General features: G+C 73.1%; 20 protein-coding genes and 2 pseudogenes. 16 read left to right on the plus strand and 6 right to left on the minus strand.

Annotated elements, in window-relative coordinates; all coding sequences use genetic code 11:
• Positions 1 to 12 precede the first annotated feature (12 nt).
• The 3 genes from PV342_RS04685 (at position 13) to PV342_RS04695 (ending at position 3,336) form a co-directional block, all read left to right on the plus strand.
• Positions 13 to 2,421: a SpoIIE family protein phosphatase gene (locus tag PV342_RS04685; protein ID WP_500315861.1), complete on the plus strand. Its 2,409-nt coding sequence runs from the start codon at positions 13 to 15 to the stop codon at positions 2,419 to 2,421.
• Between the two features lie 94 nt (positions 2,422 to 2,515).
• Positions 2,516 to 2,890, plus strand: a complete 375-nt coding sequence (locus PV342_RS04690; RefSeq protein ID WP_500316001.1) for a DUF488 domain-containing protein — start codon at positions 2,516 to 2,518, stop codon at positions 2,888 to 2,890.
• Positions 2,891 to 2,955: 65 nt separating this feature from the next.
• Positions 2,956 to 3,336: a thioesterase family protein gene (locus PV342_RS04695; protein WP_500315862.1), complete on the plus strand. Its 381-nt coding sequence runs from the start codon at positions 2,956 to 2,958 to the stop codon at positions 3,334 to 3,336.
• A 42-nt stretch (positions 3,337 to 3,378) separates the two neighbouring features.
• On the opposite strand, the gene PV342_RS04700 is transcribed toward PV342_RS04695, so the two are convergent.
• Entirely contained in the window at positions 3,379 to 3,552 is a 174-nt protein-coding gene (locus tag PV342_RS04700; RefSeq protein ID WP_018557743.1) for a hypothetical protein, read from the minus strand.
• Positions 3,553 to 3,689: 137 nt separating this feature from the next.
• On the opposite strand from PV342_RS04700, the gene PV342_RS04705 reads away from it, so the two are divergent.
• On the plus strand, positions 3,690 to 3,998 hold the full coding sequence (locus PV342_RS04705; protein ID WP_500315863.1) for a hypothetical protein: 309 nt from the start codon (positions 3,690 to 3,692) through the stop codon (positions 3,996 to 3,998).
• A gap of 15 nt (positions 3,999 to 4,013) precedes the next feature.
• Here the strand turns inward: PV342_RS04705 and PV342_RS04710 are convergent, their stop codons facing one another.
• On the minus strand, positions 4,014 to 4,907 hold the full coding sequence (locus PV342_RS04710) for an SDR family NAD(P)-dependent oxidoreductase (RefSeq protein WP_500315864.1): 894 nt from the start codon (positions 4,905 to 4,907) through the stop codon (positions 4,014 to 4,016).
• A 28-nt stretch (positions 4,908 to 4,935) separates the two neighbouring features.
• Between PV342_RS04710 and PV342_RS04715 the strand changes: the two genes are divergently transcribed.
• On the plus strand, positions 4,936 to 5,904 hold the full coding sequence (locus PV342_RS04715) for a LysR family transcriptional regulator (protein ID WP_400801019.1): 969 nt from the start codon (positions 4,936 to 4,938) through the stop codon (positions 5,902 to 5,904).
• A gap of 17 nt (positions 5,905 to 5,921) precedes the next feature.
• On the opposite strand, the gene PV342_RS04720 is transcribed toward PV342_RS04715, so the two are convergent.
• Entirely contained in the window at positions 5,922 to 6,371 is a 450-nt protein-coding gene (locus tag PV342_RS04720) for a hypothetical protein (RefSeq protein WP_500315865.1), read from the minus strand.
• Positions 6,372 to 6,589: 218 nt separating this feature from the next.
• On the opposite strand from PV342_RS04720, the gene PV342_RS04725 reads away from it, so the two are divergent.
• Both PV342_RS04725 and PV342_RS04730 read left to right on the plus strand, forming a co-directional pair.
• Positions 6,590 to 10,309, plus strand: coding sequence for a S8 family serine peptidase (locus PV342_RS04725; protein WP_500315866.1), 3,720 nt, complete (start codon positions 6,590 to 6,592; stop codon positions 10,307 to 10,309).
• Between the two features lie 542 nt (positions 10,310 to 10,851).
• On the plus strand, positions 10,852 to 11,055 hold the full coding sequence (locus tag PV342_RS04730) for a hypothetical protein (RefSeq protein WP_018557749.1): 204 nt from the start codon (positions 10,852 to 10,854) through the stop codon (positions 11,053 to 11,055).
• Between the two features lie 67 nt (positions 11,056 to 11,122).
• On the opposite strand, the pseudogene PV342_RS04735 reads toward PV342_RS04730, so the two are convergent.
• Positions 11,123 to 11,830, minus strand: a pseudogene (locus tag PV342_RS04735) (TMEM175 family protein).
• Positions 11,831 to 12,020: 190 nt separating this feature from the next.
• On the opposite strand from PV342_RS04735, the gene PV342_RS04740 reads away from it, so the two are divergent.
• The 3 genes from PV342_RS04740 to PV342_RS04750 all read left to right on the plus strand — a co-directional run bounded on the left by PV342_RS04740 (position 12,021) and on the right by PV342_RS04750 (position 14,432).
• Positions 12,021 to 12,455 (plus strand): VOC family protein, encoded by a 435-nt coding sequence (locus PV342_RS04740; protein ID WP_500315867.1) that lies wholly within the window; start codon positions 12,021 to 12,023, stop codon positions 12,453 to 12,455.
• 128 nt (positions 12,456 to 12,583) lie between these two features.
• Positions 12,584 to 13,489 (plus strand): LysR family transcriptional regulator, encoded by a 906-nt coding sequence (locus PV342_RS04745; RefSeq protein ID WP_500315868.1) that lies wholly within the window; start codon positions 12,584 to 12,586, stop codon positions 13,487 to 13,489.
• 73 nt (positions 13,490 to 13,562) lie between these two features.
• A complete protein-coding gene (locus tag PV342_RS04750; RefSeq protein ID WP_500315869.1) occupies positions 13,563 to 14,432 on the plus strand; it encodes an alpha/beta fold hydrolase in 870 nt (289 codons plus the stop codon).
• Positions 14,433 to 14,474: 42 nt separating this feature from the next.
• Here the strand turns inward: PV342_RS04750 and PV342_RS04755 are convergent, their stop codons facing one another.
• Positions 14,475 to 15,083, minus strand: coding sequence for a CGNR zinc finger domain-containing protein (locus PV342_RS04755; protein ID WP_500315870.1), 609 nt, complete (start codon positions 15,081 to 15,083; stop codon positions 14,475 to 14,477).
• 205 nt (positions 15,084 to 15,288) lie between these two features.
• On the opposite strand from PV342_RS04755, the gene PV342_RS04760 reads away from it, so the two are divergent.
• Entirely contained in the window at positions 15,289 to 16,149 is an 861-nt protein-coding gene (locus tag PV342_RS04760) for a DUF427 domain-containing protein (protein WP_500315871.1), read from the plus strand.
• A 43-nt stretch (positions 16,150 to 16,192) separates the two neighbouring features.
• Positions 16,193 to 16,909: an SDR family oxidoreductase gene (locus tag PV342_RS04765; RefSeq protein ID WP_361012631.1), complete on the plus strand. Its 717-nt coding sequence runs from the start codon at positions 16,193 to 16,195 to the stop codon at positions 16,907 to 16,909.
• Between the two features lie 49 nt (positions 16,910 to 16,958).
• Here the strand turns inward: PV342_RS04765 and PV342_RS04770 are convergent.
• A pseudogene (locus PV342_RS04770) lies at positions 16,959 to 17,604 on the minus strand (DUF2238 domain-containing protein).
• A 197-nt stretch (positions 17,605 to 17,801) separates the two neighbouring features.
• Here PV342_RS04770 and PV342_RS04775 point away from each other — a divergent pair.
• From PV342_RS04775 to PV342_RS04790, 4 genes are all read left to right on the plus strand, one after another.
• Positions 17,802 to 18,275 (plus strand): carboxymuconolactone decarboxylase family protein, encoded by a 474-nt coding sequence (locus tag PV342_RS04775; protein ID WP_018557755.1) that lies wholly within the window; start codon positions 17,802 to 17,804, stop codon positions 18,273 to 18,275.
• A gap of 26 nt (positions 18,276 to 18,301) precedes the next feature.
• Complete coding sequence (locus tag PV342_RS04780) at positions 18,302 to 19,225, plus strand: RNA polymerase sigma-70 factor (protein ID WP_400801040.1); 924 nt, start codon at positions 18,302 to 18,304, stop codon at positions 19,223 to 19,225.
• Positions 19,226 to 19,301: 76 nt separating this feature from the next.
• Positions 19,302 to 19,907 carry a GNAT family N-acetyltransferase gene (locus PV342_RS04785; RefSeq protein ID WP_500315872.1) on the plus strand — a complete coding sequence of 202 codons (606 nt, stop codon included), beginning with the start codon at positions 19,302 to 19,304 and terminating at the stop codon, positions 19,905 to 19,907.
• On the plus strand, positions 19,904 to 20,806 hold the full coding sequence (locus PV342_RS04790) for an EamA family transporter (RefSeq protein ID WP_500316002.1): 903 nt from the start codon (positions 19,904 to 19,906) through the stop codon (positions 20,804 to 20,806). The genes PV342_RS04785 and PV342_RS04790 overlap by 4 nt, the downstream gene beginning before the upstream one ends.
• Positions 20,807 to 20,927: the final 121 nt, after the last annotated feature.

Genomic DNA, 20,927 nt, shown 5'->3' on the forward strand with positions numbered 1-20,927 from the left:
GACGATCCCGACATGCACGCAGCGGAATCGGGGGGCACACACGGCGGCTCGGCGGCGCACCAGGGCGCGGTCATCTCCGTCGACCCCGACGGCCGCGTCGACGGCTGGAGCGCCGGAGCCGAGAGCATCCTCGGCTACCGCCGGGACGAGGTGATCGGCCGCCCTGCGCTGGACCTCGTGGACACGGACGCGCGCGGCGCCCTGGCATCGGGTCTGACCGACCGCCGCTGGGCGGACCGGGCCGTGTTCCGGGACAAGGCGGGCCGGCCGGTGGAGGCCTATGTGCTGATCCGGCCGGCGTCCGCGGACGGAAGGTCCACCGTGTGGTTCGTCAGCGGACCGCGCGGTCCGGCGCCGGGCGAGGACACCGGCGGCGACCGGACCGGAACGGGCGGCATGCTGGAGCGGGCCTGGTTCCAGTCGTCCGCGGCCATCGTCGTGTGGTCCCCCGGCCTTCGCCTCCTGTGGGCCAACGAACGCACGGTCCGGCTGTTCGGGGCCGGCGTCGACGGAATGCGGGGGCGCCTGCTCACGGAGATCCTCACTCCCGACAGCCAGCACTTCGCCGTCGAGGACGCGCTCCGCCGCGCCCGCGACACCGGCACGACGCAGTACGTCGTCACCCACGAACAGGTGCCCGGCGAGAAGCGGCCCCGCGAATGGGCGATCCACATCGACCCCCTCAGGGACGAGGGCGGCACCCTGGTCGGGCTCTGCTCCATGGCACGCGACAACTCCGCGGAGTTCTGGGCACGCCGGCGCCTGGTCCTCCTCAACGACGCCCGCCGCGCCATCGGGCTCTCCCTCGACGTGGGCAGGACGGCCCAAGAGCTCACCGACCTCGCCGTTCCCGACCTCGCCGACGTCGCCATGGTGCATCTGCTGCCCCAGGCACTCGGAGGCGGCGGCGCGGCCTCCCGCGACCCGGTGGAGGTCCGGCTCGCCGCCGCGAGCGGGCGCGAGTGGCCCCTCCCCCGGCCTGGCCGCCTCACCGACGACCCGGGCGCACCCCCCTGGCACGTCGTGGACCGGCGGTCCCTGCCCGGCCGGGCCCTGTCCGAGCGGCGGGCCGTACGCGTCGACCTGCCGCACGAGGCCGCGATCTGGGTCGAGCGCGAGGGCGGCTTCGACCGGGACGCACGCGGAGGAGCCGTCTGCGCCCCGCTGACCGCCCGGGGCAGCACCCTGGGCGTGGTGACGTTCCTGCGCCGCGGGACCGCGTTCGACGCCGACGATCTGCTGCTCGCCGACGAACTGGCCGCCACCACCGCCATCTCGATCGACAACGCCCGCAACTACCAGCGCGAGCACAGCACCGCGCTGACCCTGCAGCAGAGCCTGCTGCCCAGGGAACCGCCCGCCCAGAACGCGGTCGACGCCGCCTACGGCTACCGGCCCGCCGACCTCGCCGCGGGCGTGGGCGGCGACTGGTTCGACGTGATCCCGCTGTCCGGAGCGCGCGTCGCCCTGGTCATGGGCGACGTCGTGGGGCACGGGGTGCGGGCGGCCGCGACGATGGGCCGCCTGCGCTCGGTCGTACGCACCCTCGCCGACGTCGACCTCCCCCCGGAGGAACTGCTCACCAGCCTCGACGACATCGTGAACCGGCTGGACCGGGAGACGCAGGCCAACGCCCCCGACCCGGAGGTCGGGGCGTCGGTCCTCTACGCGGTGTACGACCCCGTCTCGCGCCGGTGCCGGATGGCCCGGGCCGCCCACGTCGAACCTCTGCTGGTGCTGCCCGACGGCACGAGCCACCGGGTGGAACTCCCCGAGGGGCCGCCCCTGGGGCTGGGCGGGCTCCCCTTCGAGTCGGTCGAGCTGACCCTGCCCGAGGACTGCCTGCTGGTCCTCTTCACCGACGGGCTGGTGAAGTCACGGCGGCAGGACCTCGACGAGGGGATCGCCAGGCTCCAGGCCTCCCTGGCCACGGCCACGTCCTCGATCACGGCGGTCTGCGAGGACATCATGGACGCCCTCCTGCCCGAGGGCGGCAGCGACGACGCCGCACTGCTCGTCGCACGGCCTCGCGCGCTGGCCGCGGCCGACGTCGCCCACTGGGACGTACCGGCCGATCCCGCCGCCGTAGCGGCGGTACGCGAGGAGGCGAGCGCGCAGCTCGCGGCCTGGGGACTGCAGGACCGGGCCTTCGCCACCGAGGTCATCGTCAGCGAACTCGTCACCAACGCCCTGCGGCACGGACGCGCCCCCATCCGTCTGCGGCTCATCCGGGACCGATCCCTGATCTGCGAGGTCACCGACGGGAGCAACGCCGCGCCCCATCTGCGCCGGGCGCGCACCTACGACGAGGGCGGCCGCGGGCTCTTCCTGGTAGCACAGCTCTCCTCCCGCTGGGGCAGCCGGCCGACGGACTGCGGCAAGACCATCTGGGCGGAGCAGCAGCTGGACCAGGCCGGCTGAGCCCTGCCGCCGCCCTTCGGACGAGCCGCGCCGCCGCACCGCCGATAGAGTGAAGATCACGGGGCCCGGCGACCACGGGAAGGCGGCGACGGCCATGGCCGGACGGTTCGGCTACCGGCGGATCTACGAGGACTCCTCGGCGCAGGAGGGCAAGCGCGTACTCGTCGACCGGCTGTGGCCCCGGGGCGTGAGCAAGGAGCGGGCCCACCTGGACGAGTGGCTCCGCGACGTGGCGCCGTCCTCCGACCTGCGCCAGTGGTACCACCACGACACGGAGCGCTTCGCCGAGTTCCGCGACCGGTACATCGCCGAACTGGAGGACGCCGATCACCGGCCCGCCGTCCAGCAGCTGCGCGACCTCGCCGCCCACGACCGGGTCACCCTGCTGACCGCCACCAAGGACGTCGACCACAGTGAGGCGGCCGTCCTCGCCGGCTGGCTGGACTCGGCGGGGGGCGCGGGTCGCTAGCCCCGGTCGTCGCCCGCCTCGGCGTCGAACGTCCCGGACCCGCGACGGCGCGCTAGCGTGGTGCCATGCGCCATGTAGTGACCGATGCCGACACCGCGACGACGGTGGGCAGCGGCGACGTACCCGTCCTGTCCACACCGCAGTTGATCGCCTGGATGGAGGCGGAGACGGTGCACGCCGCGGCGCACTTCACGGCGGCCGGCCAGACGACGGTGGGGACGGCGCTGCGCGTCGAGCACGTCCGCGCCACCCCGGTCGGCGGCAAGGTGGACGTCTCCGCGGACCCGCCACCCTCCCCCACCGGGCGCCGCCTCACCTTCCGGGTACGGGCCGTGGACGACGCGGGCCGGCTCGTCGCGACAGGCGAGATCGACCGTGCCGTCGTCGACCGTGAGAGTTTCCTGGCGGCCGCACTCGACCCGGAGCACCCCGGCGAGGCTTCCTGACGAAGGGGGCGACTCGCCCGGCGCCCGTAGTTCATTCAGGGGTCAGTGCTTGAAGACGTCCTTGGTCCTCTCCTTCGCACCCCGCATCTTGCCGCGCGATTCGAGGGCCGCGCCCTTGGCCGCGAGCTTCTCCTTGTGCATCGCGTGGGCCGCCTTCCGCACCGACTTCCCGACGACCTGCTCCATCTTCGCCTTGGTCTTCTCTCCCGCGCTCATCTCGGCACCTCCACGACCTCTCACCGGCCGCGTGCCCGCGCCGCGGTGGCCCAAACCCCCTGCCGCGGGCACGCGGAGGCGCGGGGTCCGGGGCCGTGGGATGCCGATGAACGCATTCGTCGCGGACAGGGGGCACGATGACGTGGCGGCTGGTGCGAGGGGACACCGTGAACGGCAACCTCGGCCATGACGGCCGCGACATGCCGTTCATCCTGCTCCGCTTCACCCCCGAGCCGGGTCGGGAGGCCGTCCGGCCACACTTCGGGGAGCTAGCAGCGGCCGTCGGCGGCACGGACCCAGACGGCCGACGGCTCTCGGCCGCCGTCAAGGCCTTGCGGGAAATGGAGCTCACCCTCGAGGACGCGGAGGGTCGAGAGCCCTCCCTGCGCGTGTGGCGCGACTGCTTCCTGCACATCCACAGAGCGGACGCCAAGCTGCGCTGCTGACTCGGCTCCGCCGTTTCAGAGCAGTGAGGCGGTGACCTCGGCGAGGCGCTTCCGGTACTCCGCGTCGTAGGCCTCGGCGGCCGCCCGGGCCTCCTTCCCGCCCTCGAAGTACCGACCGGTGACGCCCGCCGTCTCCGGCGCGTCGACCAGGCGCCGGGTGGCGGCGACGCCCTGCTCCAGGGAGTCGACCACCTCCATCCCCGAGCGCCGCGACATGGCGGTGGGCATGTAGGTCGCCGGGTGGACGCTGTTGACGGTGATGCCGGTGCCGGAGAGTTCCCCGGCGAGGTCAAGGCTGTGGCAGATGAGCGCCAGCTTGGACCGGCAGTAGGCGGCGACGTCGGTGTAACCGCGGGTGAGCTCGGGGTCGTCGAGGTCGAGCGGCTGCTGACCGATGGAGGCGACGTTCACGATCCGGGAGGGCGCCGCGCGGTGGAGCAGCGGGAGGAGTTCCCGGGTCAGCACCACCGGTGCCGGGTAGTTGACGGCGAGGCGCAGTTCGTGTCCGTCGGCGGACGTCTGGCGCCGGGTGCCCTCGGCGTGGAAGCCGACACCGGCGTTGTTGACGAGCACGTCCAGCCGGTCGTGCCGTGCGGCGATGCCGGCGGCCAGGCGCCGGACTTCGGCAAGTGAGGACAGGTCGGCCCGGTAGGGCTCGCCGCCGGTGGCCGCCGCGGCCTCGGCGAGGCGCTCGGGGTCGCGGCCGTGCAGCAGCAGGGTGTGCCCGCCGTCGGCGGCGAGGTCCTCCGCGAGGGCGCGGCCGAGCCCGTCGGACGCGCCGGTGATGAGGATCGTGGCATGTCGTACACCTTTCGGTTCGGGCGCACGGCGGGTGCCGCCCGGTGGAGCCGGGGGTGACGATCCGCCCGTTGACCTGCGGCGGAACGTTCCCGACCCTAGGTCGCACATCCATCGGCCTACCAATAGGATCGTCGACATGGCTCATCAGAATGCCGATGGCAAGGGTATCCGGCCGGACGACGGCTCGGTCCCCGCCCCGCCTCCCGGCGCCCCACTGGACCTGGGGCTGCTGCGCACGTTCCTCGCGGTCTACCGGGCCCGTTCGCTCACCACCGCCGCGCGAACGCTGCGCATCTCGCAACCCACCGTGACCGCGCAGGTGCGCGCCCTGGAGCAGCAGCTCGACCGGCAGCTCTTCGAGCGGCTCCCGCGGGGCGTGGCCGCCACTTCGGTGGCCGACGAACTGGCCGGGCGGATCGCCGGACCGCTGGACGCGCTGGCCGAGGTCGCCGGCCGCGGACGCCCGGGCCCGGATGCGCCCCCGGAACCCGTGCACCTGGCGGGGCCCGCGGAGATGCTGTCCGTCCGGGCGCTGCCCGTCCTCGCGCCGCTGGCGGCCGGGGGCGTGCTGCTGCGCGTCACCACCGGCCTCGCCGACGACCTGCTCGAGGGCCTGCACGGCGGCCGATTCGACCTCGTCCTGTCGGCGGTGCGCCCGCGCGGCCGTTCCCTGGCCGCGGTGCCGCTGATGGACGAGGAGTTCGTACTGGTGGCGACGCCGGAATGGGCCGCCGGGATCGGGCCGCTCACCTGCGACGACCCGGGCCCGCTGCGCGAGGTCCCGCTGGTGGCGTACGCGGAGGACCTGCCGATCCTGCGCCGCTACTGGCGCCACGTCTTCCGCACCCGCCTGAGCGCCCGGCCCGCCGTCGTCGTCCCCGACCTGCGCGGCGTGCTCGGCGCCGTCGCCGCCGGCGCGGGCGTGACGGTGCTCCCCCGCTATCTGTGCGAGGCGGAGCTGGCGTCCGGCGCGCTCGTGGAGTTGCTGACGCCGGAGGATCCGCCGATCAACACCGGCTTCCTGGTCGCCCGGGCGGGCGCGCCCGCCCGCGCGCCCGTCACCGCCGTGCGTGAACGGCTGCTGGCCGCGGCCCGCGACTGGTGACGACGAACCCCCGTCCCTCACAGCACACGTGACGACGCCTCTGCTGCCGCCCGGATCGGGGGTCCACCAGCAGCAGCACGCGGGCGGCGGCCGATGGCCCGGAGAAAGGCGCACAGGACGTCCATGCCCCTTCGACCCCGCAGTTCGCGGAGGCCGACGTCAAAGCCGACTTCGCCGGCCGAGAGGAGCTGGAAGACCGCAAGCACACCGGGAACCGACGAGACATGCAACATCGCCGTCTCCGCGCCCTCCTGACGTTCCAGGGCCTCGGCGGCCCGGGGCAGCCGTCCGGCGACGCCTCCCTCCAAGTACGTCCGCGCCCATCCGCGCGACCGGACGAGATTGAACACCGCCTGCCAGTCCTCGGCCGTGGTTCCGGGCACGTGGACGACGTCCGGCAGAGCCCCCGTCAGGTCGGGGTCGAAGAGGTCCTGGACGTCGTCCCACAGGATCCGGCACCGCACCATGCTGCCCGCGGACGCCTACCGGCCGCATCCTGGTCTCGCCGTGTCCCCGAACTCCCGGCCATAGCGGGTCTTGTCGGCACACGACGCCGTTCGGGCGGTCCCGTGATGACACAACTGTGCCATGGCACAAGAGCGACGCCTGGATTCCCTTGAGCGCGGGACGCGGCCGCCTCCAAGATCAAGGGCCGTCCACTCTTCACATGGCTTGAGGAGTTTCCTTGCCCACGGTTCACATCCCCCGGCCCAGGCCCGGGGCGATCGCGCTCGGCGTGGTCGCCGCCCTGGCACTCGGGGTCATACCGGCCACGGCCGCCGTATCCGCGGACCACGCCGGTCGCGGGCCCGCCGCCGGTGCCGCACAACGCCCGCCCGGCGACGGCGGCACGCACACCGTCACCCTGATCACCGGTGACAAGGTCACCATCGGCACCGCACCCGACGGCACCGCCATCCGGTCCTTCGAGGGCGTGAACGGGACCACCACCGGTTTCCACCGCGCCGTCGTCGACGGCGCCACGTACGTCTACCCCGACGCGGCCCTGCCCTTCGTCGGCGCCGGCACGCTGGACAAGCAATTGTTCAACGTGACGAAGCTGATCGCCGAGGGTTACGACGACGCGCACTCCGCCCGCCTGCCCCTCATCGTCGGCTACACCGACTCAGCGGCCCGGTCCCGGACCCTGCCGGCCATGGCCGGCTCGAAGGTCGTCCGCCGGCTGGACAGCGTCCAGGGCGCGGCCGTCACCCAGGACCGCGCGCAGGCCTCGAAGTTCTGGTCCGCGCTCACCGGGGGTTCCGGTGCCGCGGCCCGCTCGGCGAAGCCCTCCTTCGCGGGCGGAATCGCCAAGATCTGGCTCGACGGCAAGGTGAAGGCCGACCTGGCCGACTCCACGGCGCAGATCGGCGCGCCGGAGGTGTGGGCGCAGGGCAACACCGGAGAGGGCGTCAAGGTCGCGGTGCTCGACACCGGCGTGGACGCCGAACACCCCGACCTCGCCGACCGGATCGACACCAGCGCCAGCTTCATCCCGGACGAGCCGGACACCCTCGACTACCAGGGTCACGGCACGCACGTCGCCTCGACGATCGCCGGTACGGGCAGCGCGTCGGACGGCAAGGAGCGGGGCGTCGCCCCCGGTGTCCGCCTGGACATCGGCAAGGTGCTCAACAGCGAGGGCAGCGGCCAGGAGTCCTGGATCATCGCCGGCATGGAGTGGGCGGCCCAGGACCAGAAGGCCAGGATCATCAGCATGAGCCTGGGCGGCGGCGGTGACCACACCGACCCGATGAGCCAGGCGGTCGACCGGCTCAGCCGCGAGACCGGCGCGCTGTTCGTCATCGCGGCGGGCAACAGCGGCCCGCACTCCATCGGCAGCCCCGGCGCGGCCGATTCCGCACTGACCGTCGGCGCCGTGGACTCCGCGGACCGGCTGGCCGACTTCTCCAGCACCGGCCCGCGTGACGGCGACGCCGGGCTGAAGCCGGAGATCACCGCGCCCGGCGTCGACATCCTGGCGGCCCGCTCCCACTACAAGCGGGGCTCGGGCTACTACACGACGATGAGCGGCACTTCGATGGCGACGCCGCACGTCGCGGGCGCCGCCGCGCTGCTGGCCGCCGCCCACCCGGACTGGACGGGCCCGCAGTTGAAGGAGGCGCTGGTCAGCAGCGCCAAGGCCACCCCGTCGTACTCCCCCTACGAGGCGGGCGCGGGCCGGCTGGACGCGCCGGCCGCCGTCCGCACGTCGGTCTTCGCGACCGTCAGCGCCTTCTCCGGCTTCTACGCCTGGCCCCAGAAGTCGGGCGAGACCGACGTCCAGAAGGTGACGTACACCAACACCGGCGGCGCACCGGTCGGCCTGGACCTGGCGATCGACTCGAAGGCCCCTGCAGGGCTGTTCACGCTCTCCGAGGACAGGGTCACCATCCCGGCGCACGGCACCGCCACGGTGTCCCTGACCGCCGAGCTGGACCGGCTGCCGCTCGACCAGTCGGTCAGCGGCATGATCACCGGCACGGACGGCACCGGAACCGTCCGGGCCCGGACCCTGATCGGCGCCGCCAAGGAGGGCCGCCGGCAGACGCTGACGGTCAACGCCAAGGACCGCTCGGGCAAGCCCCTGGCGGGCCGGGTCATGCTCACCGCCGAGGGCCTGTTCACGACGATCGACCTCGACGAGTCGGGCACCGGCACCGCGCGGCTGCCCGTCGGCACCTACAGCGGGTGGCTCACCGCGGACGTCCAGGGGGCCAACGGCCCGCACTCCCTGGGCATGGCGCTGCTGGCCTTCAACGACGTGAGCCTGGACCAGGACCGCACCGTCACCCTCGACGGCCGCAGGATGCGCCAGATCCTGGCGCGCGCCCCGCAGCAGACCACCGCTGTCGCCCCGCGCCTGGACGTCCACCGCTCGTTCGGCGACAGTCTGGTCGAGTCCTCGATGCTGCCCAACGAGACGTACGACAGCATCTGGGCACTCCCGACCGGCAAGAAGGTGACCGACGGCGAGTTCGAGTTCGGTGCCCGCTTCCGTCTGGAGCAGCCGGCGCTGACGGTGGGCACGGCGACGAAGACCTACGCCGACCCGCTGGTCAAGCGCGGGGCCGAGCCGCTGCCCGCCGGCACCCGCACGCTCACGGCGGTCTACGCCGGTGAGGGCACGGCCGCCGAACTGGCCCGCCACAAGCCGCGCGGCAAGGCCGTGGTGGTGCGGGGCGGCGACCCGGCCGGAATCCAGGCACAGGCGGAGGCCGCCGCGGCGGCGGGCGCGCAGGTGCTCGTCGTCGTCAACGACGGCATCGGCCGGCTGCAGCCGTGGGACGAGTCCCCGTGGAGCCCGGAGAGCCCGGCGCCGCTGACGGTGGCGACCCTCGACGCCGACCAGGGCGCCGACCTGATCGCAGCGCTCGGGCGCGGCACGGTCAGGCTGAAGGTCACCTCCAACCCCACGACCGACTACGTCTACGACGTGGTGCACCACTGGTCGGGCGCGGTACCGGCGGATCCGACCTGGCGCGTCACCCGGCGCGACCTGGGCAAGGTCGACGTCTCCTTCCGCAACCACCGTCAGGGCAAGGCGCTGGAGTTCCGCCCCGACGTCTGGCGCGGCTGGGTCGTCGGCAACCAGCTCACCGCTCCCGCCCAGGGCGACCGGACCGACTGGGTCACCGCAGAAGCCAGTTGGCTGGACGACGCCTTCATCGCGGGCGAGACGGGGCAGCACTCGATGGACCTTCTGCGCTACCCAGCCGGGAAGACCGCCGAGGTCAGCTGGTTCGGCCCGATCCAGCGGCCCCGGATGGGCCCGATCGGCTACCAGCCGGTCCGCTACCTCGACGGGGTGTACATCCCGGCCCCCGGCTGGGGCGACTCGGGCTCGGGCCACGTCGGCGAGGCCTACGCCAACTTCAAGGTGAAGGACTGGATGTCGCTCTACCAGGGCGACCGGCAGCTCGACTGGGGCAACGCCGAGTACCTGCCCGTCACGGGGCTCGCCCCGGAGCGGCTGCCCTACCGGCTGGTGGTCGACAACGACCGTGCGGAATGGAAAGCCCCGTACTCGACGCACACGCTGACGGAGTGGAACTTCACCTCCGCGGTCACGGGCAGCGAGTCGGCGGTGTCCCTGCCGCTGATCCAGCTCGACTACGGCGTGGACACCGACAAGGCCGGCCGGGCCGACCGGCACGCCGGGCTGACGGTGACCGCCTCGCACCTGCCCGGCACGACCGCCGCCATCGGGAAGCCCTCGCTCGAGGTCTCCTACGACGACGGGAAGACCTGGCAGCGGGCCGGCCTCGACCGCCGCGGTGACGGCTGGCGGACGGATCTGCGTGCCCCGAAGTCCGCGGGCTTCGCCACGCTCCGGGTCACCGCCCGGGACGACGCGGGCAACACCGTCTCGCAGACGATCACCCGGGCGTTCGGTCTGCGCTGACGCACCGGCGCACCACCCGGCGGGCGGGACCGCGAGCAGCGGTCCCGCCCGCCGGCGTTTGCAGGCGGCTCGGGCGCGCGACGGCACTGGGTCAGCGGCCCGCGGGCGGAACGCCGACCCCGAGCACGGCACGAGGGTCGCACGGCGCATCCGCAGCGGCACCGTCGAATGAACGGATACGTGCCGGACATCGGCTCCCCGTACGGGGGTGTGAAGTCCAGCGGCCCCGGACGGGAACTGGCCCGGAGGGATTCCAGGCGTACCAGCAGTCGCAGTCGGTCTACCGGCCGTGACGTCCGCGTCGTGTCGCGGGGGCCGTCCCCGGCCGGAAGATCGTCACCTGCTTGACAGGTGACGATGGCTGTGCGACCGTCGGCATCAGCCGCGGTGGTATCCGACTCCGCCGATCCCCCACCGGAGGATTCCCGTGAAGGTGCTCAACGTCATGAAAGTGGCCACGGTGGCCGTGGCCATCGTCACCGTCGCCTGCGGGTGTTTCCTCCAGGTCTTCTGAGGACGACGCAGCGAGAGAGAGGACCGGCATGCCGAACACGCAGAATGCGGTCAAGGTCGTGAAGGTGGTCGTGGCCGCGGACAGCGGCGCGGCGACGCGGCAGGCCCGCTTCGGCGCCCTGCCCGCACGCGTCCGGCCGGAGGACACCACCGAAGTGGTCCCCATAGTCGAACGCTACCCGTCGCAGGACCTCTACGACCCCGAGAAGTGGCTCACCTGCAGGTGGGTGTAGCCGCGGGCGCCGCGCCCCCGGCCGGACCCCGGTCCGACCGGGGGCGCGGCCGTGGGTCCGCCGCGGCTCACCGCCGCCCGGCCGCCCCGAGGAGCCTGCCGAGGGGACCCTCGTGGAGGCCCTCGCAGGTGAGGGCGTGGTAGAGGATCACCACGGCGATGCAGACCACTCCCACTACGGGGGCGATGAACCAGCCGCCGATGCCGCAGACCACGTACATGGCGAGACCGGTCAGCGGCCGGATCCGCTGCGTCCGGAGGTAACGGGGCGACACCCCGGGCTGCAGCAGCTCCGGACGGTCCCGCAGATAGATGAACACCCCCCACCACGGAGCCGACATGACGGCCGCGACCAGCGCGTACAGCACCACCGCGACGCGCTGCCCGTGAGGGTTCCCCTCATCGCCGAGGGCGTCCCCCAGCACCGCGGTGGGGAACGGCACGATGACGGCTCTGAAGAGGATGGCGAGGTTGATCCACAGCAGGCCGACGTCCATGCGCCGGATGCGGCGGAACAGCCCGTGGTGGTTGAGCCAGATCACGCCGACGTAGACGAACGAGACGAGGAACGCCACCTAGGCGGGCCACGCGGCGACGAGCCCCGGCACGAGCTCGCCGGGCCCGTGGTGCGGATCGTAGAGGTCGAGGACGAGCAGCGTGATCACGATGGCGAACACGGCGTCGCTGAAGCCCTCGACCCGGCTGGTGCCCGACAGGCGCATGCCGTCGTCGGCGGCCGGGCTTGACGGAACGTCACGATCCGGCGGGTTTGCCATGATGCGATCCTATGGACCGGGGTGCGGGGCCGATCAGAGGTCGCACAGCATGTCGGCCGCGGCGGCGCCGGGGGCACGGCGCGGCGGTGCGTTTGCTCGGGTGCGGGATTCCCTCTTCCTTCGTTGGCCATTCGAGCCGCGCATGCCCCATCGGTCGCGGATTCCCGGGGTGTTGATCAAAGATGGAGAGATGGACTACAGCCTTGAGGTCGTCATCGTCCCGGTGGCCGACGTCGACCGGTCGTCGGCGTTCTACACGGAGCGCGCCGGGTTCGCCCTCGACGTCGACCACGCGCCTGCCGACGGCTTCCGCGTCGTGCAGCTGACACCGCCGGGGTCGGCGTGCTCGGTGCAGATCGGCGTCGGCCTCACCGATAACGTCCCGGGGTCGCTGCGCAACCTGCATCCGGTCGTCGACGACGTCGAGCGGGCGCGCCGGGATCTGGCGGAGCGGGGCGTCGCCGTCGGCGAGGTGCGGCACAAATGGCCGGTCGGGGAATGGCGGGGCGGTTTCCGGCCCGGGGTGGACCCGGAGCGCCGTGATTACGCCAGCTTCGTCGGCTTCGCCGACCCGGACGGCAACACCTGGGTGGTGCAGGAGCGAGGTTTCCGCCGAGCGGCATGAGCCGCTGGGAGCCGGCGGCGTCCCTGCGGAGGCTCGTGCGCGCCCACAGGACGCCACGGGGGCCCGCCGTCACACGGGGGTCGTTTTCGGCTTATGTACGTTTCGAACAGTTCGGATAGATTTTACGTATGGCGACACTGCGGGCACTGGAGTGCCTGGTGGCCCTGGTCGACGAGGGTTCGGTCACCCGGGCCGCGGCCTCCCTGCACATGTCCCAGCCGGCGCTCTCCCACCAGGTGGCGGCGCTGGAGCGGGAACTCGGCACCCCCGTCGTCGAGCGGCTGGCCCGCGGTGTGCGGGTGACGGCGGCCGGACGCGCCGCGGCCGAGGAGGCCCGGATCGCGCTGGACGCCGCGGCCCGGGCCGTCCGCGTCGGACGGCAGGTCGGCGCGGGCGACGACGGGCGGCTGCGGATCGCCTGCGCGGAGACCATGACCGCGTGGCTCCTGGTGCCGGTGCTGCGGCGCTGGCACGCGCGCCGCCCCGGGGTACGGCTGGAACTGGCGGAGTTCACCAGCGCCGACCGCATGGTGGAGCACCTGATGAACGGCGCCACCGACCTGGTCGTGGGCCCGGAACCCACCGCGACCACGGCCCATGTCGAAACGCTGGGACGGGAGGAGATCGTGGTGGTCACCTTCGCCTCCCATCCGTTCGCCTCGCGGGTGTCGGTCGCGGTCGAGGAACTCGCCGACGAGCCCTTCGTGCACTACGACCCGGACAACGGGATGGCGGTCTGGGTGGACCGGTTCGCCGCGGCGCACCAGGTCAGCCTCAGCCCCGTACTGCGCACCCGCAGCCCGCGCACCGCCGCCCAGCTCGCGGGCGCGGGCATGGGGGTGACCCTGGTGCCGGTCTCCGCCCTGGCGGGTCGCCCGGCGGCGGTCGTCCGGCGACTGGAGCCCCGTGTCCACCGCGAGATCGTGGCACTCACGCTCACGCCCTCGGACGCCCTGGTCCGGCGGTTCGTCGCCGACCTGCGCGGCCGGGGGCTCCCCGAGGTCAACACGGCCGCCGCCCTCCCGACCGCTTAGGCCCGCGCGGCTCGGCGGTCCGCAGGTGGTCACCGGACAGACAACCCGATCACATCGCCCGAGGAGGCCCGAGATGACCGGCACCGTCCACTACCGCACCGACGAGGTCGACGGCCTGGAGGTCTTCCACCGGGAGGCCGGTGACCCCCGGGCCCCCGTCCTGCTGCTGCTCCACGGCTTCCCGACGAGCTCTCACATGTTCCGGAACCTGATCCCCGCCCTCGCCGACCGCTACCGGGTGATCGCCCCCGACCACATCGGCTTCGGCCAGTCGGCCATGCCGGCGGTGACGGACTTCCCGTACACCTTCGACGCCCTCACGAAGGTCACCTCCGGCCTGCTCGAACAGCTCGGCGTGGACCGCTTCGCCATGTACGTCCAGGACTACGGGGCCCCCATCGGATGGCGGCTGGCGCTGGCGGACCCGCGGCGGATCACCGCGATCGTCAGCCAGAGCGGCAACGCGTACACGGAGGGCTTCGCGAGGCCTTTCTGGGACGGCCTGTTCGCCTACGCCGAGGACCCGAACCCCGAGACCGAGGCCGCGGTGCGCGCGGCGCTCACCCTCGAGGTCACACGCTGGCAGTATCTGAACGGGGTGGACGACCCGAGCCTGGTCAGCCCCGACAACTGGGTCCACGACCAGGCGCTGCTGGACCGCCCGGGCAACGCCGAGATCCAGCTGAGCCTGTTCCGCGACTACCCGCGCAACATCGACGCGTACCCGGCGGTCCACGAGTACTTCAGGAGCTCCCGGGTCCCGCTGCTGGCGGTGTGGGGCGAGCGTGACGAGATCTTCGGACCCGACGGTGCCCGCGCCTTCCGGAGGGACCTGCCGGACGCCGAGGTCCACCTGGTGGAGTCGGGGCACTTCGCGCTGGAGAGCCACCTGGAGACGGTCACGGAGCACATCCGGGGCTTCCTCGGCCGGGTCCTGACCTGAGCCGCGTGACCCCGCCGGGGCGCCCTGCCGGCAGCCGGCGGCTCAACCGGGCGCGGTGCCACCGGCGCGGCGGCGTCGGTAGTGGCGGGCCACGCGCGTCCGGTTCCCGCAGATGTTGCCGGTGCACCACTTGCGGCGGCTGTTCCCCGCCAGGAACAGCATCGAGCACTCCGGGTTGGCGCAGCGCCGCAGGAGCCCCAGCCGACCGGGACTGCCGAGCAGCGCGACGGCCTCGGCCGCGATCACGGCGAGGGCGGCGTTCCCTCCGTACTCGGTGTGCCGCCGGGAGGTCTCCCGCAGGCCCTCGGGGGTGACGACGAGCCGGGGGCTGACGGGCGCGGAGGAGGCCGCGGCGTTGATGTCCTCCACCGCGGCGGGGTCGACGGGTCGGCCCTCCAGATGGGCGTCCAGCGCCTCCCGGACGGCCGCGCGGAGCCTGCGTGTCGCCACCGGATCGGGGGCCGGTCCCGGTGGGAGCCTCTTCGCCTGGATCCGCCACCACGCGGCGGCAGCGGCCGGGGAGTCGAGCAGGTCGACGAACGGGCGGCGCGCGGTCATGACGGTGTCGGCGAGGTCCAGCACGACCAGGGGCTCCCCGCCCATGGGGAAGCCCGCGGCCTGCAGCTCCTCGATCCCCACCTGAACGCCCACGCGTCAAAGGTATCCATTAGAACGTCGGCGATCCAGCCCCGGCGACAGACCGGCGGAGGCCCGCGGAGGCCCGGCAGAATGCCTGACCGTCGATTTACCGCTCGGTCGTATCCAAAAGACGAATCATCGATCACTTGTTCCGCACCACTAACGGTTCTAGCGTCAAGAAGAGCATGAGAAAACGGCCCACGAGGAAGGAAGAGCCATGGGACTGTCCTGGCAGCAGGGGCCGCTTTCCACCACCCGGATCGGGCACTTCCTGCTCCCCGATCCGCTCCCCGAGCGGATGCTGTTCGCCGAGCGCCTGCGACGCCGCATGAGGGTCCGCTTCGCGGGCGAGTGGATCGCCGACAGTGAGGACGTGGTGCTTCTCCACGAGCCGGGCCGCTACCCCGTCGCGTACTTCCCGCGCCCCGACATCCTGCCGGAGGCGCTGGTCGCCGGGGACCGCGTCACGCGGCACAACGACCTCGGCGACACCGCCTGGTTCGCCGTGCGGGCCGGCGGCCGGACGACCGAGCGCGCCGCCTGGGAACTGGTCGCCCTCCCGGACCACGCGGCCGACCTCCGGGGACGGATCGCCTTCGCCTGGCGGGCGATGGACGCCTTCTACGAGGAGGACGACCGCATCCTCGGCCACGCCGCCGACGCCTACCACCGCATCGACATCCGCGGCACCTCCCGCGTGCTGGAGGTCCGCTCCCAGGGCCGTGTCGTGGCCCGCTCCGAACACCCCGTGGTGCTGTACGAGTCGGGTTTCGCGCCCCGGTGGTACGTGCCGCGCGCGAACGTCGACCGGACGGCGCTGACCCCCGTCGAGGACCGGACCTTCTGCCCCTACAAGGGGATCGCCGAGTACTACGACATCGGCGGCGTCCGGAAGGCGGCGTGGTCGTACCGCGACGCCTACCCGGAGGTCGGCCGCGTCGACGACCTGGTCTCCTTCGAGCCGGACAAGGTCGAGGTCACCCTCGACGGCAGGCGGCTGGAACCGGAGCCGGGCCAGCAGGTCCTTCCGCACGGCGTCGACCGTGGCCTGGACACCGACGAAGTACGCCGCCGCTGACGGCCGCGCACCGACGCACGTGACGAGATCGAGGGAGAGTCCCATGTCAGCTTCTCTGCAGGACCGGACGGTCCTGGTCGTGGGCCGCGGCAGCGGCATCGCCCGGGCGGTCGTCGACGCGGCGCTCGCCGAGGGCGCCCGGGTCGTCGCCGCCGGACGGACGCCGGGAGACCTGGAGGACGCCTACCGGGGCACGGACGTCGCCGTACGACGGGTCGACCTCACCGACGAGGCCTCGATCGCGGCGCTCGCCGAGGACCTCGGCGGCGTCGACCACGTGGTCTCCACGGCGTCCGCCCGGGCCCGCGGGAAGGTGTCGGAACTGGCACCGGAGGCGATCATCCTCTCCTTCCACACCAAGGTGGTCGGGCCGATCATGCTCGCCAAGCACTTCGCCCCGCGCATGCCCGCGGACGGCTCCTTCGTCCTGTTCTCGGGCGTGGCGGCCCTCGAACCCGACCCGGGCTTCCTCGCCGTCGCCGCGACGAACGGCTCGGTGAACACCGTCACCCGGTCGCTGGCCGTCGAACTCGCCCCGATCCGCGTCAACGCCGTGTCGCCCGGCACCATCGACACCGGCGCATGGGACGGACTGGGCGACGCGGGCAAGTCGGAGCTCTTCGCCCGCCTGTCCGGGAGCAGTCCCGCGCGGCGGATCGGCACGCCGCAAGACGTCGCCCAGGCCGTGGTGTTCGCGATGACGAACACGTTCATGACCGGGGTCTCCCTCGCGGTCGACGGCGGCCAGCCGCTCGTGTGAACGACGACCCGTGGCCGGGCCGTGGCGGTCCCGCTTCCGCCTCGGCCCGCTACCGGTCGCCGCGCGGCTCGAGGAGGTCCAGCTGCCGGTCGTGCACCCTGCCGAGCAGGAGCAGCGCCAGCACGGAACCGACCAGGGCGCAGAACATGTCCCACTGGGTGTCCCAGACGTCCCCCTGCGTGGCGAGGAATGCGTCCGCGGCGTCGCCGCCGATCAACGCGGCCCACCACTCCAGCAGTTCGAAGAACGCGCTGAAGGCCATGCAGGCGCACACGGTCAGCGGCGCGAGCCACCTGCTGCCGCGCAGCGGCGAGGTGCGGACGAGGACCTCGCGGACCAGCACGGCGGGCACGAAGCCCTGCATGAGGTGGCCGATCCGGTCGTAGGGGTTGCGCGACAGGTCCAGGGTGTCGCGCAGCCACTCCCCGAACGGCACCTGGGCGTAGGTGTAGTGCCCCCCCCACCGACAGGACCAGGGCGTGCAGGGCGAGCAGCGCGCACAGCAGCCCGGTCAGCGGGAACCTGCGGCGCAGGGCGACCGCGAGCGGCAGCCCGATCATGATCCAGAAGGTCTCCAGCACCCATGTGCCGCGGTCACGGGGCTGGATCCCGGACACCACCAGGGCGGCGAGCGCGAAGGCGGCGGCCGCCACGGGCAGGCCGAAACGCCGGACGGGGACGGTGAGGTCTGTCATGCCCCCAGGGTCGCGAGGTGCGGCACGAGGGCGCATGAGTACGCCTACTCAGCTTGGAGACGCAGCTCACACCAGGCCGTGTCACAGGGCCGCGGGCTGCCTCGTCCCAGGGGGTGAGTCCGTGGACGGCCACGGACGCCGCGCGCGACGCCGGACGACGCCGGACGACGCCGGGCACGACACCTGAGGAGCACACCATGGACGCGCGACTCGACTACTTCGCCGACCCGACCGCGGGCCGGGCCCTCAAGCACTTCATGGCGGTGGGCCGGGCCTTCAAGGAGTCGTCCCTGCCCGCCGCGACGCAGGAGCTCGTCGCGCTGAGGGTCAGCCAGATCAACGGGTGCGCCGCCTGCCTCGACATGCACACCAAGGAGGCCGCCGCAGCGGGCGAGACCGCGGTACGGCTGCATCTGGTCGCGGCGTGGCGGGAGGCCACCGTCTTCACCGAGGCCGAGCGTGCCGCGCTGGAACTGGCGGAGGAGGGCACCCGGATCGCGGACGCGGGCGCCGGGGTCCGCGACGAGGTGTGGGCTCGGGCCGCCCGGCACTTCGACGGCGAGCAGCTCACCACCCTGGTCCTCCTGGTCTCCTTCATGAACGCGGTGAACCGGCTGAACGTCATCGCCCGGCAGCCGGCGGGTGACTACGAGCCCGGCCGGTTCCACTGACCGGGACCGGGGGAAGGGGGTGGGGCGTGAGCAAGGTGGAGGACTTCGAGGAGCTGCGGCCGCTGCTGTTCTCGATCGCGTACCGGATCCTGGGCAGCGTGGGCGAGGCCGAGGACGCGGTGCAGGAGACGTGGCTGCGCTTCGACGCCTCGTCGACCCGGCCGGTGTCGACGAAGGCGTTCCTGTCGGCCGCGGTGACACGCGTCTCGATCGACGTGCTGCGCTCCGCGCGGGTGCGGCGGGAGGAGTACGTCGGGCCGTGGTTCCCCGAGCCGCTGCTGAGCGACCCGTACGAGGATCCGGCACGGTCGGCGGAGCTCGCCGACTCGGTGTCGATGGCCGCGCTCCTGCTGCTGGAGCGGCTCAGCCCGCTCGAGCGGTCGGTGTTCGTGCTGCGCGAGGTGTTCGGCTTCGGCTTCGGCGAGGTAGCCGAGGCGGTGGGGCGTTCGGAGGCGGCGTGCCGTCAGCTGGTGGTCCGGGCGCGCCGGCACATGGAGGCCGGGCGGCCGCGGTTCGCGGCGGACCGCAGGGCACGGCAGGAGCTCGCGCGGCGGTTCTTTGACGCGCTGAAGGACGGCGACGTCGGCGCGCTGCGGGAACTGCTCGCCGACGACGTGCAGCTCGTCGGGGACGGCGGCGGCAGGGCACCGCAGCTGGCGCGGGCCGTCGTGGGCGCGGAGAACGTGGCCCGGGTACTGGGCGCGGTCTTCCCCCTGTTGAGCCGGGTCGACGTGACGTTCGAGCCGCGCGAGGTCAACGGCCAGCCCGGGGCGATCTTCCGCGACCGGGACGGCAGGGTCCTGCACACCCTCGTCCTCGACGTGCTCGACGGAAGGGTCCAGGCCGTCCGCACGGTGCTCAACCCCGACAAGCTGGGCCACCTCGGCCCGGTCGCCGACGCCTGGGCCGTCCACCGGGAGGTGCAGCGGGCACGCCGGCCGGTCGATTGACGGGTCGCGCCCCGGGGTCGCCCCTCCCGCTCAAAAACCGTGTGCGCCGGCCGGGACGGGAACCTACCCTCCGGGCATGGACCTTCGCGAGGAACTGCCGGGGGACGCCGAGTCGGTGCGGGACGTCCATCTCCGGGCCTTCGGCGGCCACGGCCCGGCCGTGGCCGGTCTGGTGGACACCCTGCGCGGGAGCGTCACGCCCGCCGACGGACTCTCGCTGGTCGCCGAGCACGACGAACGGGTCGTCGGGCACGTCATGTTCACCCGCGGCCTGCTCGACGCCCCGCGGCGGCTGGTCGACGTGCGGGTGCTCAGCCCGCTGGCCGTCCTGCCCGGGCATCAAGGGACCGGCATCGGCGCAGCGTTGGTCCGGCACGGCCTGCGGACCCTGGCCGCGCGGGCGGTGCCCGTGGTCTTCGTCGAGGGCGATCCCGCCTACTACGCACGCCTCGGGTTCCTGCCCGCCGGTGACCACGGCTTCCGCAAGCCGTCCCTGCGCATCCCCGACGCGGCCTTCCGGGCGATGACGCTCCCCGCGTACGAACCCTGGATGACGGGCACCCTCGTCCACTCCGAGCCGTTCTGGCGGCACGACGCGGTCGGCCTCCGCGACCCGGCGGCGCCGGAAGACCATGTGCCACGCGGCGAGCGGTGCCCGACAATCCGCGCGTGGCCACCATGAACGCCGACGGCACCGAACGGGGCCGGCATCCCCGCCCCTCCCTGACCGCGCGGGCCGGGCGCGCCTACGGGGCGATCCCGCCCACGGCGCTGGTACTGCTCGGCATCGTCAGCGTGCAGGGGGGCTCGGCACTGGCCAAGCACCTGTTCACCGAGGTGGGCAGCTTCGGGACGGTCGCCTTGCGGCTCTTCTTCGCGGCGGCGGTGCTGACGCTGTTCTGGCGGCCGTCACTGCGCATGAACCGCCGCGCGTGGACGGTGGTGCTCGGCTACGGCGTGATCCTCGGCTCGATGAACCTGTGCTTCTACCTGGCGCTGGCCCGGATCCCGCTGGGGATCGCGGTGACGGTCGAGTTCCTCGGGCCGCTGGCGGTGGCCCTGGCCGGGTCGAGGCGGTGGCTGGACGCCTTCTGGGCGGTGCTCGCGGCGGGCGGTGTGGTCCTGCTGACGGAGGGGCGCGGTGAACTCGACCCCGCCGGCCTCCTGCTGGCCCTCGCGGCGGGAACGTGCTGGGGCCTGTACATCCTGGTCGGCGCGGCGCTGGGCCGGCACACCACGGAAGGCAACGGCCTGGCCCTGGGCATGGCCGTCGCCGCTCTGGTGACCGTGCCGTTCGGCGTGGCCGACGGCGGAACGGCGCTGGTCCAGCCGTGGTTCCTGCTCGCGGGGCTCGGCGTGGCGCTGCTGTCCTCGGTGCTCCCGTACTCGTTGGACCTGGAGGCACTGCGCAGGATCCCGCCGCGCGTGTTCGGCATCCTGATGAGCCTGGAACCGGCGATGGCGGCCCTCATCGGCCTCGTCGTGCTCCAGGAGTCGCTGCACGTGTCGCAGTGGATCGCGGTGCTGTGCGTGGTGGCGGCGTCGGCCGGTGCCGCACGCGAGGCGCGCCCGGACGTGTGAGCGCAGGCAGCGGGAACCGCACGCGGCCGGTTCACGCGGGGCGGGCCCGCCCGGAAGGGTTCCGCCGCCGGGCGGAGGCGGTCAGGGCGCATGCCGGGTCGGACCAGGGGGCACCCGGCAC

This window comes from Streptomyces sp. PA03-3a (genome assembly GCF_033792735.1).
In the GTDB taxonomy this organism is placed as follows: domain Bacteria; phylum Actinomycetota; class Actinomycetes; order Streptomycetales; family Streptomycetaceae; genus Actinacidiphila.

Excerpts from the sequence above, each read along its gene's own strand:
- PV342_RS04685 (WP_500315861.1), top strand. The coding sequence starts at position 13 with ATGCACGCAGCGGAATCGGGGGGCACACACGGCGGCTCGGCGGCGCAC.
- PV342_RS04690 (WP_500316001.1), top strand. The coding sequence starts at position 2,516 with ATGGCCGGACGGTTCGGCTACCGGCGGATCTACGAGGACTCCTCGGCG.
- PV342_RS04695 (WP_500315862.1), top strand. The coding sequence starts at position 2,956 with ATGCGCCATGTAGTGACCGATGCCGACACCGCGACGACGGTGGGCAGC.
- PV342_RS04700 (WP_018557743.1), bottom strand. The coding sequence starts at position 3,552 with ATGAGCGCGGGAGAGAAGACCAAGGCGAAGATGGAGCAGGTCGTCGGG.
- PV342_RS04705 (WP_500315863.1), top strand. The coding sequence starts at position 3,690 with ATGACGTGGCGGCTGGTGCGAGGGGACACCGTGAACGGCAACCTCGGC.
- PV342_RS04710 (WP_500315864.1), bottom strand. The coding sequence starts at position 4,907 with ATGTGCGACCTAGGGTCGGGAACGTTCCGCCGCAGGTCAACGGGCGGA.
- PV342_RS04715 (WP_400801019.1), top strand. The coding sequence starts at position 4,936 with ATGGCTCATCAGAATGCCGATGGCAAGGGTATCCGGCCGGACGACGGC.
- PV342_RS04720 (WP_500315865.1), bottom strand. The coding sequence starts at position 6,371 with ATGGTGCGGTGCCGGATCCTGTGGGACGACGTCCAGGACCTCTTCGAC.
- PV342_RS04730 (WP_018557749.1), top strand. The coding sequence starts at position 10,852 with ATGCCGAACACGCAGAATGCGGTCAAGGTCGTGAAGGTGGTCGTGGCC.
- PV342_RS04740 (WP_500315867.1), top strand. The coding sequence starts at position 12,021 with ATGGACTACAGCCTTGAGGTCGTCATCGTCCCGGTGGCCGACGTCGAC.
- PV342_RS04745 (WP_500315868.1), top strand. The coding sequence starts at position 12,584 with ATGGCGACACTGCGGGCACTGGAGTGCCTGGTGGCCCTGGTCGACGAG.
- PV342_RS04750 (WP_500315869.1), top strand. The coding sequence starts at position 13,563 with ATGACCGGCACCGTCCACTACCGCACCGACGAGGTCGACGGCCTGGAG.
- PV342_RS04760 (WP_500315871.1), top strand. The coding sequence starts at position 15,289 with ATGGGACTGTCCTGGCAGCAGGGGCCGCTTTCCACCACCCGGATCGGG.
- PV342_RS04765 (WP_361012631.1), top strand. The coding sequence starts at position 16,193 with ATGTCAGCTTCTCTGCAGGACCGGACGGTCCTGGTCGTGGGCCGCGGC.
- PV342_RS04775 (WP_018557755.1), top strand. The coding sequence starts at position 17,802 with ATGGACGCGCGACTCGACTACTTCGCCGACCCGACCGCGGGCCGGGCC.
- PV342_RS04785 (WP_500315872.1), top strand. The coding sequence starts at position 19,302 with ATGGACCTTCGCGAGGAACTGCCGGGGGACGCCGAGTCGGTGCGGGAC.
- PV342_RS04790 (WP_500316002.1), top strand. The coding sequence starts at position 19,904 with ATGAACGCCGACGGCACCGAACGGGGCCGGCATCCCCGCCCCTCCCTG.